This window comes from Paraglaciecola polaris LMG 21857 (genome assembly GCF_000315055.1).
GTDB lineage: Bacteria > Pseudomonadota > Gammaproteobacteria > Enterobacterales > Alteromonadaceae > Paraglaciecola > Paraglaciecola polaris.
The window spans coordinates 82,818-99,084 of record NZ_BAER01000023.1; the positions used below are offsets into that span (position 1 = coordinate 82,818).

Genomic DNA, 16,267 nt, shown 5'->3' on the forward strand with positions numbered 1-16,267 from the left:
TGAATACCGGTCGGCGCCAGCAGCGCACAATCATGAAAAGCATAATGGTGAAAACCTGCGCACTGAGCGCGCTTAACAACAAAGTGGAGATGAAATGAAAGCGTCAGATTTATTTGTTAAAGCCCTAGAGGCGGAGGGTGTTGAATATATTTTCGGGATCCCCGGTGAAGAGAACTTAGATTTACTTGAATCCCTACGAGACTCAGATATTAAGTTAATTTTAACCCGACATGAGCAGGGGGCCGGCTTTATGGCTGCCACTTACGGCAGGTTAACCGGTAAGGTGGGCGTGTGTTTATCGACTCTTGGTCCAGGGGCCACTAACTTAGTTACGCCCGGTGCTTATGCGCAATTAGGCGCCATGCCCATGTTGATGATCACCGGACAAAAGCCAGTAAAAACCAGTAAGCAAGGCCGTTTTCAGGTGATAGATGTAGTCGATATGATGCGCTCTATTACCAAGTACACTACCCAAGTGGTTAGCGGTGATCGTATTCCGTCTGTGGTGCGAGAAGCATTTCGACTTGCTCATGAAGAGCGCCCTGGCGCAACACACATTGAGTTGCCGGAAGATATCGCCGCTGAAACAACCCAAGCTCAGTTACTAAAACCCAGTATCTCTCGTCGTCCGATTGCCGAATATAAAGCGATTAATAAAGCCATCGAGATGATTGAGGGAGCACGTTCCCCCTTGCTACTGATTGGCGCTGCGGCAAATCGCAAACTGACGTCAAAAATGCTAAAAGAATTCGTTGAAAAAACCGGCATTCCTTATGTAACCACTCAAATGGGGAAAGGGGTACTGGACGAGTCCCATGAATTATTTATGGGTAATACCGCGCTTTCATCAGGTGACTTTGTGCACCGAATCATCGACAGCTCTGACTTAATCATTAACGTTGGACATGATGTGGTAGAAAAGCCACCATTTTTCATGAAACACGGTGGTCGAGAAGTTATTCATATTAATTTTGAAACCGCCGCCGTCGATCCCGTTTATTTTCCACAACTTGAAGTGGTGGGCGATATTGCCAATAGTATTTGGCAGATCAAAGAAAAAATTCAGCAGCAAAGTGCATGGGAATTTAGTTTTTTCAAGAAGGCGCATCAAGCATTTTTAGAGCATAAAGCTGAAAGTGAAAACGATGATCGTTTTCCTGTATTACCAGAAAGGTTTGTGCGCGATATACGTGAAGCGATGCCTAAAGATGGCATAGTCACGTTAGACAATGGCGTATATAAAATTTGGTTTGCGCGCAACTACCCTGCAGCATTGACCAACACCTTGTTGTTAGATAACGCTTTGGCCAGCATGGGGGCAGGTTTGCCCTCAGCCATGGCCGCAAAAATGGTTCACCCAGATAAACCCGTGTTGACTGTGTGTGGAGATGGCGGGTTTATGATGAACAGTCAAGAATTGGAAACCGCCGTACGGTTGAAATTGCACATAGTCGTCATCATTCTAAGAGATGATGCGTATGGCATGATCAAATGGAAACAAGCCAACATGCAATTTGCAAACTACGGTTTAGATTACGGCAACCCTGATTTTGTTAAATACGCAGAAAGCTATGGTGCCAAAGGTTGGAGAATCGAAGCGGCTGATGAAATATTGCCTCTGGTAAAAGCCTGCTTGGCAGATCCCGGTGTACACGTTATTGACGTCCCGGTCGACTATAGCCTAAATGACAAAATGTTGAACGAAACCATCCGTGAACGTAGTCAGAAATTATAAGGAAAACAGCATGTTAGAAAAAGAATATCCCTATTATTTGGCAAGTAAAGCAGTGTATGCAAACCGCGATTTGAAGATCACTAATAAATACACCGGAGAGGTCGCTACTTATGCCGCGCTGGCTGACGCCGAGGTCATTGATAAAGCCATCGCAGCTGCTGAAAAAGCGCAGCCATTACTTAATAAAATGGCACCTTATGAACGACAGGCCATTCTGAACCATTGTGTTAAGCGTTTTGAAGAACGCTTTGATGAATTAGCACATGCACTGTGTATTGAAGCTGGTAAACCGATTAAAGACGCCAGAGGTGAAGTCACACGTCTAATCGACACCTTTAGAATTGCTGCTGAAGAATCGGTGCGCATGAAAGGCGAAGTGCTTAATCTTGAAATTACTCCTCGCGCTAAGGGATATCAAGGTCAGTATAAACGAGTGCCGATTGGTCCATGTTCATTTATTTCACCGTTTAATTTTCCATTGAATTTGGCGGCGCATAAAATCGCGCCAGCGCTTGCGGTAGGTTGTGCGTTTGTTATGAAGCCAGCAAGCCGTACTCCGTTAGGGGCGATTATCATCGGCGAAATTTTAGCTGAAACGGATTTACCTGAAGGGGCATTCTCAATTTTGCCTTGTAGCCGTGATGGTGCTGACTTATTCACCACAGATGAACGATTTAAATTACTCAGCTTTACCGGTTCACCACAAGTCGGTTGGGATTTAAAAGCCAAAGCAGGTAAAAAACCCGTAATTTTAGAGCTTGGTGGTAATGCTGCATGTGTGGTCGATGAAGATACTGACCTTGATGATGCGATTGAGCGTATTATTTTTGGCGCCTATTACCAATCAGGGCAAAGTTGCATCAGTGTGCAACGTATTTTGATCCACGAAAAACTGTATAGCGAATTCAAACAGCGATACACCGACAAAGTAGCTAACCTAGTACACGGTGATCCACTTGATGAAGATACGTTTATCGGGCCGATGATTTCTGAATCAGAAGCCGAGCGTTTAGATAATTGGATCCAAGAGGCGGTCAAAGGCGGCGCAACACTGTTAGCCGGTGGTAAGCGTGATGGTGCTATGTTACAGGCTACCTTGCTTGAAGGCGTTGCCCACGACGCAACAGTCAACTCTGAAGAAGCGTTTGGCCCCGTGTCTATCATTAGCTCGTTCAGTGACTTTGATGAAGCGTTGAAAGAAGTGAATAATAGTCAGTTTGGCCTGCAGGCTGGTGTGTTCACCCGTGATATTTACAAAGCCCATAAAGCCTGGGACGAGCTAGATGTAGGCGGCGTGGTCATTGGTGATGTGCCTAGTTGGCGGGTAGACAACATGCCTTACGGTGGGGTGAAAGAATCAGGCCTTGGCCGTGAAGGGATCACATATGCCATGGAAGATATGACCGAAATTAGATTGATGGTGCTGCGTACACCTCAGTAAGTTAGTCATTTTAGTCATTAAATTGAGGCGCCAATTGGCGCCTTTTTTATTTTTTAATCTCGTGGGAAAGATTATGCAAAGTAGTCGGCTAGGATTTTACCGGTAAATTCTTTTCTTAGATAAAACCCTCTGGGCCGTGTCTGCACTATTTGGCCATTTTGGCCAATGGCGTCTGTTAGGGCGCTACCATTGGCAGCTTTAGGACGTAATTGAAGGTACTCACCATGGCGAGCGGTAATACTTTCTATTTCACCCATGGCGATCATATCCATTATTTCTTCCCAGTCTTGGCGCAAGTACTGTTCTTGCTGTCCGTGTAAAGACCATAAAAATGGTGTAGCGATACAGCGCTCACTTGGCGGAATATCGCGTCTACCATCAATGGGTACCCACAATACCTTACCCAGTTTATTGCGCACACTGCTGGTTTGCCACTGACTACCAGCCACGTTTGTTAAATGGGCGTAGCAAACATAAGTTGTTTCCAGGGGGTTACCGTTTGCATCAATCGGAATGGTTTTTAGTTCGACACCTATATTGGCAAAGTCTTGTTGCGCCTTGGAGCCTGCTTGTGCGCCTAAGGCTAACTCGAGTAACTGACCGCTCCAGCCTTTTTCTCGCTTGAAGTCTTTTGGTACGCGAATATTGGCACTGTGGGCTAGTTCTCCTAAGGTCAACCCAGCTAACTGTTCTGCCCGCTGAAGTAGCTCATCGATACTGCTTGGTGGTGAATTAGGAAACATGGTGTTCTTTTGTTAATTGCAGGCAGCCTAGTGCAATAAAGTACTGGGCTGCGTAATAAGTACCCATAACCAATACGGACTGCAACGGTAGGGGAGTGATAAAGGCATTTATGGCCAAAAGGCTATCTGATGCGACAAAAAACAGCGCGCCAATACGTAATGTATAATCTTGTGTATTGGCCGCAAATGCCGTGACAAACATAACACTGATAACGCAAAAGTAAGCTAACACTGGCACACGTAACTCGACGACGGCCGGTAATAATACAAACATCATTGTTATAAGGTATGCGGTAAAAATAACCACTGATAAGACGTTAATTTGTTGCCAATTCAGCCATCGATATAAAAATAGCGCGTATAAAATATGCGCTGCAGCAAAGGCACTTAGCCCTAACAGGAAACTCTTTTCAATGGGCAAAGCGAGTAACATATCGCCAGTGGCACTGAGTATTAATGCCCCGCATAATAACAGTTTGCTCGGAAGTGAAGTGCGTTGCCAGATGATTATGCAGAGCAACAAGATGGGCGTCGCTTTATGCAAAAAGCTCCACGAATACGTGTTAACGAATGTCGTTGCAATATAGCTAAGGGCTAATACCCCGTAAATTATTGTGATTATTCTATGCATAGTCAGTAGTTTATGGAAGAATGCCAGTCAATAAAAGAATTGAATTCTCGGGAGTCTAAGTGATTGATGCCGAAGGATTCCGCGCCAACGTTGGCATAGTAATTTGCAATAGCTTAGGTCAGGTCTTTTGGGCCCGGCGCTATGGTCAACATTCTTGGCAGTTTCCGCAAGGCGGAATCGATGAAGGTGAAACTGCTGAACAAACCATGTATCGCGAACTTTACGAGGAAGTAGGGCTTAAACCAGAACAAGTAAAAATTTTAGCGGTAACCAAGAATTGGTTACGATACAAACTACCGAAGCGCTTGATCCGTCAAGGCAGTGCGCCTGTTTGTATTGGACAAAAGCAGAAATGGTTTTTGTTACAACTGACATGTAAAGAGCAAGATGTTGATTTGCTACAATCAGGTCATCCTGAGTTTGACGACTGGCGTTGGGTAAGTTTTTGGTACCCGGTGCGCAATGTAGTATCGTTTAAGCGTGAGGTGTATCGCAGAGCAATGAAAGAGTTTGCGCCCACGGCTATGGCATTAAGTTCCAAACCTGCCCAAGGTCAAAGAAGTAAACGTAGACGCAAAAATTAAAGGGCTGATATGTTAACCAAGCTAAAACGCATCGTTAAAGAGGTCAATCAAAATCCCGTCCTAGATGATGCGCTTAGCGGCGTGGCAAAGAGTCTCAAAGAGGCGATTAAAGTCGACTCGGTCAGTATTTATCTGGCGAACTACGAAAAGCAACACTTCACATTGCGTGCAACCGAAGGCTTGGCGAAAAGTGCTATTGGTAAGGTTTCCATAGGTTTTTCAGAAGGTCTCATCGGCTTAATTGGTCAGCGTGAAGAACCGATAAACATAAGCAATGCCCAGACTCATCCCAGATTCAAACACTATCCTGAAGTGCAAGAAGAACAGTACCACGCTTTTTTAGGCGCCCCCATTATTCATCAACGTAAAGTCTTGGGGGTACTTACTTTACAGCAACAGCGCAAGCGCCTTTTTAGCCAAGATGAAGAAGCTTTTTTAGTGACGCTGGCCATGCAATTGGCGGTGGAAATAGTCAACGCTGAGGCTCGCGGTCGTTTTAGCTTGAGTGACGATCATCCCGAGCAAAATGATATAAAAAGCCTGAAAGGCGTGCCGGGTTCTTCGGGACTTGCTGCTGGTGTGGGGGTGGTACAGAATTTATTGGTTAATTTGCGTAACCACGTAGCCAAGCGCAGTCCAGATCGTGAAATCCAAATACAAAATTATCGCGCTGCCGTTATGGAGACCAGAGCACAAGTCGAAGTGTTATCCCAGCGTATTCAAGGGCAAGTGCCTGACGATGTACAAGCTATTTTTACCTTGTACCATCACTTGCTGGATGCCAATAGTTTGGGACGGGAAGTCGAGCAAAAAATTACGGCAGGATGGGACGCACCGACGTCATTGAAAATGGTGGTAGAAACATATATCGCGCAATTTCAGGCCATGAGTGATGCGTACATGCGTGAAAGAGCGGTTGATGTGGAAGATCTCTCCAACCGTATTTTGGCCAACCTACTGAATCTAGATACGAGTCGTTTGACGCGTGCTGAATTGCCAGATAAATGTATTTTGGTAGCAGAAGAGCTGACCGCGACTATGTTGGCAGAGTTTCCGAAAGGCAAATTGTGCGGTTTGATTTCCATTCGCGGTTCGAGTAACTCGCATGCCGCCATCATGGCCCGCGCACTGGGCGTTCCCGCGGTTATGGGGGTGACAGGCGTGCCTTTGTCATTGCTCAATGATAAAGAAATCTTACTCGATGGTTATACCGGTGCGATCATCGTATCGCCTAACCAGACGATTGACCGTGAGTTCCAGCAGCTTATTCATGAAGAGCAGTTGTTGAGTGAGAAAATTCTCGCTCAAGATGATTTGCCTACGCTAACGAAAGATAATTGTCAGTTGCATCTGTTTGTTAATGCAGGTTTGTCAGCTGAAATAGAAAACACCTATTCAAACTATGCTGACGGCGTCGGGTTATTCCGTACCGAAATTCCGTTTATGATGCGCCAACGCTTTCCAACTGAGAAAGAGCAGGTGGAGCTGTACCGAGCAATGCTCAGTGCCGAGCCAGATAAACCTTTTACCATGCGTACGCTGGATGTGGGCGGTGATAAACCTCTACCTTATTTTCCGATAACTGAGGAGAACCCATTTTTAGGCTGGCGAGGAATTCGGCTAACGTTAGATCATCCAGAGATTTTTCTGGTACAGATTCGAGCTATGCTGCGTGCCAGTATCGGGCTCCGTAATTTGCAGATAATGCTACCAATGATTACCTCAGTCAGTGAAGTACTTGAAGCTAAGCGTTTAATCAGTCAGGCTTTTTTTGAAGTAAAAGAAGAAGCAAAAGAAAAAGACGGTGAATTGTATCATCCGCAAATTGGCGTCATGCTTGAAGTGCCAGCAGTGATGTATCAATTGCCACAATTAGCTAAAATAGTCGATTTTTTCTCGGTAGGCAGTAACGATTTAACTCAATATTTGCTCGCGGTAGACAGAAATAATGCACGCGTTTCTGATCTATATGATAGTTATCACCCTGCTGTTTTAGCCGCTTTATATCATATTGCTCAGCAGGCAAACGTGTTAGACGTACCTATCACCTTATGTGGCGAGTTAGCAGGTGAGCCCGGCGGAACCATTCTTTTGATGGCGATGGGGTATCGTAAGTTGAGTATGAACAGTCATAGTTTATTGAAAATAAAATGGGTTGTGCGCAGTGCGAGCTTAAATGAAGCGAAAGTGCTACTGGACGAAGTTTTAGCAATGAACGAGCCCAAGGAAGTCCGTGAGCGGGTCAATTTGTATTTAGAATCGGTTGGTCTTGGCGGTTTAATCCGCGCGGGTATCTAACAGGAGTGATGTAACGTGGATCCCGCATTATTGGTCTTACTTGTGTGTTTAGTGCTTGGTGCAGTTGTGGGCTTGTTTGCTGGCCTGCTAGGCATAGGCGGCGGTTTAATTATCGTTCCTTCTTTACTCTATTTGCTCATTGAACACGTGCATCTTCCACTTGAGGTGGCTATGCCCATGGCAATTGCTACCTCACTGTCGACCATAGTGCTGACGGCTATATCTTCATCTCGGGCCCACTATAAACTAGGAAATTTACGTCAGTTTTATTTATTGTGGACTGGTTTAGGCATCTCGATGGGAGCCATTATTGGCCCTCAGTTTGCTACCACGATCCCTGCTGAGGCGCTAAAAACCTTATTTGCTGCTTTAGTGTTAGTGATTGCAGGGCAAATGGTGTTCTTGGGGAACAAGGAGGCGAAAAGAGATGTCTCTAAGCAGTTATTGATTGTTATCGGTGTGGTAACGGGTTGTATATCGTCGGTTATGGGCATTGGCGGCGGTGCTATTATGGTGCCTGCATTGTTATGGTGTCGGGTTGATATACGCATAGCGATTGGTTGTGCAGCTTTTAGCGGGTTAGTTATTGCGTTGTTTGGTTCTGCCAGTTTTATCGTGGCAGGCTGGGATAACGCCCACTTACCCCAGTGGGCTATAGGATACATATATTTGCCCGCTACTTTTGGGATTGTGACTACCTCGGTGTTTACTGCTGGCGTGGGGGCAAAACTAAGTCGTAGTTTAGATACACAGCTTTTAAAGAAAATTTTTGCCGGCTTTTTAGTCATTGTTAGTCTTCGAATGTTATTAGGATAAAAACGCAACATGGTCAGTAGTTATTTTACGTTTCCCCAGATAGATCCCATCATCTTCAGTGTTGGACCTCTTAGTTTACGCTGGTACGGCTTAATGTATTTAGTTGGCTTCGCTGCCGCGTTTTGGTTGGCTGGTGTGCGTTTGTCGCGTACCAACTGGAGTAAAGATCAGCTCAGCGATTTATTATTTTGGGGCTTTTTGGGGGTTATTTTAGGTGGCCGTATAGGTTACGTGCTCTTCTATCAGTTTGAATTATTCTTGTCTGATCCCATGTATTTATTTAAAATTTGGACTGGAGGCATGTCTTTCCATGGTGGTTTGTTGGGGGTTATTGCCGCATTGTGGTGGTTCTCTCGCAAAGCGAAATGTACTTTTTTGCAGGTAGGAGACTTCATCGCTCCTTTAGTGCCTATTGGTCTAGGCGCTGGACGTATTGGTAATTTCATTAATGCAGAGCTGTGGGGACGCACGACGGATGTATCCTGGGGGGGTGATATTCCCGGGGGCTGGGGCGCTTCCACGTCACCCGTCACAACTATACGAGTTTGCGCTTGAAGGGGTCGCGTTGTTTTTGATCCTCTGGTTGTACTCTCGCAAACCACGACCTATTGGAGCTGTCAGTGGGTTATTCCTGCTGTGTTACGGTAGTTTCCGTTTCTTTGTGGAATTTTTCCGCGAGCCAGATCAGCACATTGGTCTGTATGAAGGTGCGTTTTCTTTAGGCATCTCCCAAGGTCAAATTCTGTCAGCGCCTATGATCATAGGTGGCATTGCGCTAATGGTTTGGGCATTGCGCCGCAACAAAATGGCCGAAACATCAACTACTGCAAGTAAACCGGCAAAAACATAGTTCCTCGATTATCTGACCCACGTTAAACGTGGGTCAGTTCTGTTAGTCATTTTATTGCTACGCGCGATACTTATTTATCACCCTAAAAAATAATCAGCATCAAGACTTCTTGTTAATCTCAATCAACGATGGTTGATTTATGTTCAGGAGGAAGAAAATGTTGGAAAATTTGTTTTCAATGCAGGACAAAGTTTGTGTGGTAACCGGTGGTTCACGTGGTTTAGGTGCTTTCATGGCGCAAGGTTTCCTGCAAGCTGGCGCTAAACGGGTCTACATCACCGCACGTAAAGCTCAGGCATGTTTAGATGCGGCACAAGAATTGAGTCAATTTGGTGATTGTGTGGCGCTGGTAGGTGACGTTGCCACCAGTGAAGGTGTCATGGACTTGGTTAAGCAACTCACTGAGCGTGAACAGCACATTGATGTGTTGGTGAATAATGCGGGTACAGCTTGGGGGGCACCATTTGGTCAGTTTCCCGAAAAAGGCTGGGATAAAGTGATGGATCTTAACGTCAAAAGCCCGTTCTTTTTAACACAAGCGTTAACACCGCTTTTGGAGAAAAACGCGACGAGTAGCAACACATCTTCGGTAATCAATATTGGCTCGATAGCCGGTATTGTAGGCAATGGATTAGATAATTTTAGCTATGCAGTTTCTAAGTCCGCTATACATCAAGTGACTCGTGTACTGGCTAACGAGTTGGTGGGCAAGCATATTCGGGTTAATGCCATCGCACCAGGGCGTTTTTACTCGAAAATGACCGAGTTTTTAAGTGACGATAAAGAAGCGTTTGAAGAAGAGTTGCAGTCAATTCCCATGCGTCGCTGGGGAGAAGGTGCTGACATCGCAGGGGTTGCCGTTATGTTGGCTAGTCGTGCTGGTGGTTTTATGACAGGGCAGATTCTACCGGTTGACGGCGGAACAACCCTAGTAAACTAACAACACAGGACTGCTAAAGAGTTAAGGGCTAGCAAACTAGCCCTTAATATGGCGCTTATTATTTGCGGGTAGCGCGCAACATCCAAGATGTTTTCTCATGAATACGCATGCGGTCAGAAACTAATGCTGCCGTTGATTCATCATCACCTGCTTGGGCTAATTTCAGTACATCCCGAGACGTTTTTACCACCTGCTCATGGCCTTTGGTAAGAAGATCAACCATTTCAGCTGCTTTTGGTACACCGTCAACTTCTTTAATTGAACTTAACTTAACAAATTCTTTGTATGTGCCAGGGGCGGCAACGTCTAGGGTACGGATCCGTTCTGCAATATCATCCACTGCGGTCGCAAGCTCGGTATATTGCTCTTCGAACATTAAGTGCAGTTCACGGAATTGTGGACCAGTCACGTTCCAATGAAAATTATGGGTTTGTAGATACAAGGTGTAAGAATCTGCTAGCAAGGCTTTTAGTCCCTCAGCAATTTTTAATCTATTTGTTTCACTGATACCAATATCGATGGTTGTCATGTCTATCTCCCTAAATAAAGTTATGAAAAGGAACGAAAATTTAAAAATATTCACTTAATACTCTAGTGATATGCGTCGCAAGCTTGTGCTTTACAAGGGGAAGGTCGAAAAATAACGTAATTGCGCTTCGATCCGTTTTACAGCATGTAAAAATTATCCTTTTGATAAATACTCGTTAACCCATATAACTTGCTTGCATATTTAGGTGACGTTTTAATGAACAAAATGCGGTCAATAATTGTATAATAAATCACCTGGGAGTGTATTTATGCAATTGTTACGTTGGTCAGAGCTGACCTTTCTATTTTTATGTACCCCATTGTTAATTCTATTTCTCATGACTGATTACGATACTTGGCTCATGCCATTGTTGATTTTAATGGGAGGGTATTGTCTGTTGTTGTTATGGAAAGACGTGAATTTTAAGCGTTTTCGTCTGTGGCATACGGACGCATTTTGGCTGCATATCAGAGCATCATTAAAGGTTTTTGTACCCGTGGCAATTGCACTTGCATTGCTGGTGTATTTTTTTGCGCCACACATTTTATTTAAATTACCTCGAGAAGATGTGCAGTTTTGGTTATTGACCTTGGCGATTTATCCTATTGTGTCGGTGATCCCCCAAGAGGTGATTTTTAGAACTTTCTTTTTTCACCGTTACAAACATATTATTCCGTCAAAGAACATTCGTTGGGCGTTGAGCACAGTCAGTTTTTCACTTGCCCATGTGGTCTACGGAAATTGGATCGCGGTCGGATTGTCGTTTATCGGGGGCGGACTTTTTGGTTACCGATACATTAAGTCACGCTCAACATTGGTGGTGGTTGTGGAACATACCCTATGGGGGTCTTATTTATTCACCCTAGGGGTGGGCGTTTTTCTGCTGACGCAAAATATATAAACACAGGTATTTATATTGGCAGTGAGTTGTCGGTCGTCGCATTACTTACTCAGTTGTTGGTTTAACGTTAATTAATACGGTACTTACTGTTAAATGCCGGTTTTTGACAAGCACTAAAAAAGCATTTTGTGCGATTTTACCGCAAAGTAACCGTATTTTATCGACTAATGCTGACATTTTCTTAACAAACGCTATATTATCCGCTTCCTAATTTTTGGACAAACTCGCCGTTTATTTACGGTGCGTTGTTGATTCGTAAAAAGAGGACGTATGAGATTAAATAAAATTCTTTTAGCCGCAGGTTTAAGTACCTTATCACTCAATACCTTGGCTGCTGCTTTTCAATTATCAGAGCACAGTGCTTCTGGTTTAGGTCGTGCGTTTGCCGGTGATGCTGCTATTGCAGAAAATGCATCAGTTGTTGCCCGAAATCCGGCCTTAATGTCTCAGTTTACTGAAAACCAATTATCCGTTGTGGGAACCTACATCGTACCTGACGTTAGCCTAACGGGTGAAAGTGCCCCGGTGTATTCAAGCTCCGCTGCATTAAATGATGACAGCATTGCGCCTGAAGCGTTTGTGCCTGCGGCGTATTTTGTTATGCCCCTAGATGACAAATTCGCTGTCGGGTTTGGTTTGTTCTCAAACTTTGGCTTAGCCACTGAATTCGACGAAGATTATGCCGCAGGTCAATTGGCCGGTAAAACGGAGATAGTGACGGTTAACTTTAATACCAGCGTGTCATACAAGGTGAATGAAAAGTTAACGCTTGCTGGTGGACTGAACGCTGTCTATGCCGATGCGACAATCACTCGCCATCTTGGTGATTTGAGCAACGGATTAGCCGCTCAGGGGTTAATTATTCCGTCGAGCACTACAGCTCTTGATTTAGAAGGCGATGACTATGGTTACGGCTATAACTTTGGCGTAGCTTATGATTTAGATGAAAATTCACGCTTTGGCTTTCATTACCGCAGCAAAATCGATATTACGTTTGACGGTACCTATAGTAATGAGTTACCGCTTATTCCTGGGGTCTTCGATAATGGCCAGTCTGGCGCAACACAGCCTGGGCAGGTGGATTTGGAATTACCTGCCATTGCCGAATTTTCGGGTAGTCACCAGTTAGATGATTCATGGGGTGTTCACTACAGTGTAATGTGGACTCAATGGAGCAGCTTTGAGCGTTTAGAAGCATACGTTCCGAGTCAAGACGAGCCGGTATTTGAAAAAGAAGAAAATTTCTCAAATAGCTTCCGTTACGCTATCGGTGCGGATTACCAATTAAATGCAAACCTTAAATTGCGCGCTGGTATTGCTTACGATGAAACACCTACTGACTCTCAATTATTGTCTATTTCTATTCCAGATACTAACCGCTTGTGGTTGAGCGCGGGAGCGACGTATTTAGTTGATGATAGCTCGTCAATTGATTTAGGTTTGAGTGTTGTGCGTGGCCAAGATCGTACTTTCACCGAGACCGATGACGCGGGCGGAGCATGGGAGTTCAATAGTGAAGGGAACGCGTTTATCTTAGCGGCTCAATATAATTACGCATTTTAATACGCTGAATTAGCCGAGGCTAATTCTTGCTGAAGCCGGTTTGAAATACTTATTTTCAGCCGGCTTTTTTCGTTAGGCCAGTATCACTAATAACGCACCGAGCAGTATTAAAGCTAATCCTAATTTATCTGAGCGTTGTAATTTTTCCTTAAACCATTTCGCTGAAATCAATAGCGTAAAGAAGATTTCTACCTGGCCTAAGGTTTTGACTAACGCGACGGTCTCTAAGCTCATGGCAGTGAACCAACCAACTGAGCCAACAAAACTGCATAAACTAATGATAAATACGAGTTTTGGGCGAGCCCATAACGCGAGCAAAGTCTTGGGACTGCGCAGGAGTAACCACACTAGCATGATGATCGTTTGAACCAATAGAACCCAAAACAATACGTATGCCGCACTGTGCAAAAAAGGCAGTTTGGTCATCAAGCTTGCCTCACGCACCCACAAGGTAGTTAGAGCAAAACACAGTCCACTGGCTAAGCCGAGTGACAGAGTTAGCCATGATATGTGCCTTACGCCTTTAGGAACACTCATTAGCCACACAGCCATGCCGCCTACGAGTACCCCACACCAGGCGGTAGTTGAAAGAGGGGCTGCAAACAACAGGGCGCCTAATACCGCCGCGATTACGGCTTCACTTTTAGCTAAGCCAACACCCATGGCAAAGTTGCGTAATCTAAATAGCTTAACCATTAAGGCCGTGGCAAATATTTGCGTTATTGCCGCTAACACTATGATGAGGTAAAAACGGTAGTTTAATGTGGGAATTGTGATCTTGTCATGCTCGAACAACAACCATGCGTAGAAGGCCGCCATGGGCGCAGCAAGCATAAAGCGGGCTAGAGTGACCCCCAATGTATCAACGTCGGCACTTAAACGCTTTTGAAACGCATTGCGCCAAGATTGCATAAACGCAGCCATGACGGTAAAGGGTATCCATAAACTCATATCTTTTCCTAATGATGCCAAGACGTTCAAAAAAGCTTAGGTAAGGCGTATTAGGATGCGAAGAGCAACTGCAGTCCGTTTGAATATAAGCATTCTCTGATTGAGTGATAAAACATCGCTTTCAAAAGGCGCGATGATACGTTTACTCTACACAGAAAAGGGGTACTTGATCCCAGGATGATGCTCATACCCTTGTACACTAAAGTCATCCATGGTTACCCAGGTTTCTAAATCTTTTAACGATTTTATATCTGGGTTGATGATGAGCTTGGGCATAGCGAGCGGCTCTCGTTTTAATTGCACATCGCGCATCAAAGCTAACTGATCTTCATAGATATGTGCGTTGACAATTTTGTGGTACGCAGTCCCGGCTTTTTTACCGGTAATTTGGGCCACTATCGCGAGCAAAAAATAGACCTGTACCATGTTGAAATTTAAACCTAGAGGCACATCACAACTGCGCTGGGTACTGTTTAAATACAGGGTGTCACCGAGTAATGAGAAATGATGGCTGTACATACAGGGGCGTAAACAGCCCATGTGGAAAGCCCCAGGATGATAAAAAGTGAAAATTTCACCTCGGTCATCAATGCCGTTTTTTAGATCATGTATTATTTTGGCCAATAGATCGATATTTCCCCCATCGGGCTGAGGGAAATTACGGCCAATTTTGCCATAGATTAATCCACAATCATCGTCACCTTTGCGATGAGGATTATCTAACCACGCTTGGTTTTCATTGGCATTGGCGTCCCATGTTGAGGTGCCAATTTTTCGGAAGTCTGCAGCATTGTCGTAGCCACGAATATAACCGATCATTTCTGCAATGGCTGACTTATAAAAGCTTTTGCGCGTGGTGACGAGGGGAAACTCACCTTTTGCCACATCATAAGTCAGGTCAGCATTGATGACGGTCAGGCATTTTTTACCGGTTCTTTCGTTATTTACCCACACACCTTCGTCGACAATACGTTGGCACAAATCAAGATATTGTTTCATTACGTCCCATGGTTACTCAATTAAAATATTTCTCCTTAGATCTTATCAGGTTTACCACCATTTTTTATGCTCTGGGGTGAAAAAAATCTGAGCTTTTATTGAGCATTAATAACGTTAAGCTATCTTTACCGTGAACTAAGGTCTGCTTGCTGAATATTACTATTAACTTTAAAGTTAATAGCGTATTTTCGCACGCCATTGCTCAATAGGTTGTGGCCCATATGGTTTCAACTACCATGCTTTAACAACGGAATCGGTGCTTTATATGACAATGTCAGTCCTTATTTGTGATGACTCTGGTTTTGCTCGCCGGCAAATGGCTCGTTCTATCCCGGATGGCTGGGATGTCGAAATGCATTTTGCACAAAACGGTAAAGAAGCAATTGAGTGTATCAAGCAAGGAAAAGCGGATGTAATGTTTCTTGATTTGAACATGCCAGTGATGGATGGCTACCAAACTATGCAAGTTGTAAAAGATCAAGACTTGCCTACTCTGGTGATAGTCGTGTCGGGGGATGTGCAGCCTGAAGCCCACTCGAAAATGTTAGGGCTCGGTGCGCTGGCCTTTATTGGCAAGCCTGTGGACAACCAAAAGCTAACTGATATTCTCCGTCAATATGGCTTGTACTCAGGTGATGCTAGCTGCGTAGGGCGTACACAAGCGGTCGCTGTTATTGAACCTCATAGCCAAGGAGCTGAACTTGACGCGTATCGTGAAATGGCAAATGTCGCCATGGGCCGAGCGGGTGAACAAGTCGCTAAGTTATTGGGTGAGTTTATTCAGTTACCGATCCCTAATGTGAATCTGATTACCAATAATGAGCTGCATATGGCTATCTCTGATGTGAAAAGTAGTGATAGCGTATCTGCTGTGTCCCATGGATTTATCGGTGCCGGCATTAATGGTGAAGCGCTTGTGCTATTTAATGACGCGAATTTTTTTAATATGGGTAAGTTATTAAAATATAGCCATAAAAGTACCGACGAAGAATTTGAATTAGAGGTGCTCATGGATATTTCGAATATCTTAGTGGGTGCATGTTTGAATGCCTTATCTGAGCAGTTACATGTGACTTTCAGTCATAATCACCCGATTATCTTGGGTCGCCATTGTGATATCGACCAAGTACTGGAAAATAACAGTCAGCGCTGGGACAAAATTCTTGCGATTGAAATAGCGTACGCGATCAGCTCGCAAGATATTCAGTTTGATCTGTTGTTGCTGTTCCCGGGTAACGCCATGGGGTTAATGTACGAAAAACTTGTAAAACAAACACATTAGGAGT

At 44.4% G+C, this 16,267-nt stretch carries 14 protein-coding genes and 1 pseudogene; 10 read left to right on the forward strand and 5 right to left on the reverse strand.

Annotated features, from left to right (window positions below; genetic code table 11):
* Positions 1-94 precede the first annotated feature (94 nt).
* Positions 95-1,735 (forward strand): acetolactate synthase large subunit, encoded by a 1,641-nt coding sequence (locus GPLA_RS04160; RefSeq protein WP_007103581.1) that lies wholly within the window; start codon positions 95-97, stop codon positions 1,733-1,735.
* Positions 1,736-1,745: 10 nt separating this feature from the next.
* Positions 1,746-3,176: an aldehyde dehydrogenase family protein gene (locus GPLA_RS04165; RefSeq protein WP_007103582.1), complete on the forward strand. Its 1,431-nt coding sequence runs from the start codon at positions 1,746-1,748 to the stop codon at positions 3,174-3,176.
* Positions 3,177-3,247: 71 nt separating this feature from the next.
* Here GPLA_RS04165 and mutH read toward each other — a convergent pair whose 3' ends face one another.
* Both mutH and GPLA_RS04175 read right to left on the reverse strand, forming a co-directional pair.
* Positions 3,248-3,919 (reverse strand): DNA mismatch repair endonuclease MutH, encoded by a 672-nt coding sequence (gene mutH / locus GPLA_RS04170; RefSeq protein WP_007103583.1) that lies wholly within the window; start codon positions 3,917-3,919, stop codon positions 3,248-3,250.
* Positions 3,909-4,463, reverse strand: coding sequence for a lysoplasmalogenase (locus GPLA_RS04175; protein WP_007103584.1), 555 nt, complete (start codon positions 4,461-4,463; stop codon positions 3,909-3,911). The genes mutH and GPLA_RS04175 overlap by 11 nt, the downstream gene beginning before the upstream one ends.
* 146 nt (positions 4,464-4,609) lie before the next feature.
* On the opposite strand from GPLA_RS04175, the gene rppH reads away from it, so the two are divergent.
* From rppH to GPLA_RS04200, 5 genes and pseudogenes are all read left to right on the forward strand, one after another.
* On the forward strand, positions 4,610-5,134 hold the full coding sequence (gene rppH / locus GPLA_RS04180; RefSeq protein ID WP_007103585.1) for an RNA pyrophosphohydrolase: 525 nt from the start codon (positions 4,610-4,612) through the stop codon (positions 5,132-5,134).
* 9 nt (positions 5,135-5,143) lie between these two features.
* A complete protein-coding gene (gene ptsP / locus GPLA_RS04185; protein ID WP_007103586.1) occupies positions 5,144-7,432 on the forward strand; it encodes a phosphoenolpyruvate--protein phosphotransferase in 2,289 nt (762 codons plus the stop codon).
* 15 nt (positions 7,433-7,447) lie between these two features.
* On the forward strand, positions 7,448-8,248 hold the full coding sequence (locus GPLA_RS04190) for a sulfite exporter TauE/SafE family protein (RefSeq protein WP_007103587.1): 801 nt from the start codon (positions 7,448-7,450) through the stop codon (positions 8,246-8,248).
* A gap of 9 nt (positions 8,249-8,257) precedes the next feature.
* Positions 8,258-9,098: pseudogene (gene lgt, locus GPLA_RS04195) on the forward strand (prolipoprotein diacylglyceryl transferase).
* A 157-nt stretch (positions 9,099-9,255) separates the two neighbouring features.
* Positions 9,256-10,038, forward strand: a complete 783-nt coding sequence (locus GPLA_RS04200; protein ID WP_007103588.1) for a RhlG family 3-oxoacyl-ACP reductase — start codon at positions 9,256-9,258, stop codon at positions 10,036-10,038.
* A gap of 58 nt (positions 10,039-10,096) precedes the next feature.
* Here GPLA_RS04200 and GPLA_RS04205 read toward each other — a convergent pair whose 3' ends face one another.
* Entirely contained in the window at positions 10,097-10,567 is a 471-nt protein-coding gene (locus GPLA_RS04205) for a Dps family protein (protein ID WP_007103589.1), read from the reverse strand.
* A 268-nt stretch (positions 10,568-10,835) separates the two neighbouring features.
* On the opposite strand from GPLA_RS04205, the gene GPLA_RS04210 reads away from it, so the two are divergent.
* Together GPLA_RS04210 and GPLA_RS04215 are read left to right on the forward strand one after the other, a co-directional pair.
* The gene (locus tag GPLA_RS04210) at positions 10,836-11,468 is read left to right on the forward strand and encodes a CPBP family intramembrane glutamic endopeptidase (RefSeq protein WP_007103590.1); all 633 of its coding nucleotides are present in this window, start codon (positions 10,836-10,838) and stop codon (positions 11,466-11,468) included.
* Positions 11,469-11,738: 270 nt separating this feature from the next.
* Entirely contained in the window at positions 11,739-13,031 is a 1,293-nt protein-coding gene (locus GPLA_RS04215) for an outer membrane protein transport protein (protein WP_007103592.1), read from the forward strand.
* Between the two features lie 72 nt (positions 13,032-13,103).
* On the opposite strand, the gene GPLA_RS04220 is transcribed toward GPLA_RS04215, so the two are convergent.
* A complete protein-coding gene (locus GPLA_RS04220; RefSeq protein ID WP_007103593.1) occupies positions 13,104-13,982 on the reverse strand; it encodes an EamA family transporter in 879 nt (292 codons plus the stop codon).
* Positions 13,983-14,129: 147 nt separating this feature from the next.
* On the reverse strand, positions 14,130-14,981 hold the full coding sequence (locus tag GPLA_RS04225) for a thymidylate synthase (RefSeq protein WP_007103594.1): 852 nt from the start codon (positions 14,979-14,981) through the stop codon (positions 14,130-14,132).
* A 265-nt stretch (positions 14,982-15,246) separates the two neighbouring features.
* Here GPLA_RS04225 and GPLA_RS04230 point away from each other — a divergent pair, with 265 nt between their 5' ends.
* On the forward strand, positions 15,247-16,263 hold the full coding sequence (locus GPLA_RS04230; RefSeq protein ID WP_007103596.1) for a response regulator: 1,017 nt from the start codon (positions 15,247-15,249) through the stop codon (positions 16,261-16,263).
* Positions 16,264-16,267: the final 4 nt, after the last annotated feature.

What these genes read in the sequence shown, in the direction of transcription:
- GPLA_RS04160 (WP_007103581.1), top strand. Translation starts at nt 95, where the DNA reads ATGAAAGCGTCAGATTTATTTGTTAAAGCCCTAGAGGCGGAGGGTGTT.
- GPLA_RS04165 (WP_007103582.1), top strand. Translation starts at nt 1,746, where the DNA reads ATGTTAGAAAAAGAATATCCCTATTATTTGGCAAGTAAAGCAGTGTAT.
- mutH (WP_007103583.1), bottom strand. Translation starts at nt 3,919, where the DNA reads ATGTTTCCTAATTCACCACCAAGCAGTATCGATGAGCTACTTCAGCGG.
- ptsP (WP_007103586.1), top strand. Translation starts at nt 5,144, where the DNA reads ATGTTAACCAAGCTAAAACGCATCGTTAAAGAGGTCAATCAAAATCCC.
- GPLA_RS04200 (WP_007103588.1), top strand. Translation starts at nt 9,256, where the DNA reads ATGTTGGAAAATTTGTTTTCAATGCAGGACAAAGTTTGTGTGGTAACC.
- GPLA_RS04205 (WP_007103589.1), bottom strand. Translation starts at nt 10,567, where the DNA reads ATGACAACCATCGATATTGGTATCAGTGAAACAAATAGATTAAAAATT.
- GPLA_RS04210 (WP_007103590.1), top strand. Translation starts at nt 10,836, where the DNA reads ATGCAATTGTTACGTTGGTCAGAGCTGACCTTTCTATTTTTATGTACC.
- GPLA_RS04215 (WP_007103592.1), top strand. Translation starts at nt 11,739, where the DNA reads ATGAGATTAAATAAAATTCTTTTAGCCGCAGGTTTAAGTACCTTATCA.
- GPLA_RS04220 (WP_007103593.1), bottom strand. Translation starts at nt 13,982, where the DNA reads ATGAGTTTATGGATACCCTTTACCGTCATGGCTGCGTTTATGCAATCT.
- GPLA_RS04225 (WP_007103594.1), bottom strand. Translation starts at nt 14,981, where the DNA reads ATGAAACAATATCTTGATTTGTGCCAACGTATTGTCGACGAAGGTGTG.
- GPLA_RS04230 (WP_007103596.1), top strand. Translation starts at nt 15,247, where the DNA reads ATGACAATGTCAGTCCTTATTTGTGATGACTCTGGTTTTGCTCGCCGG.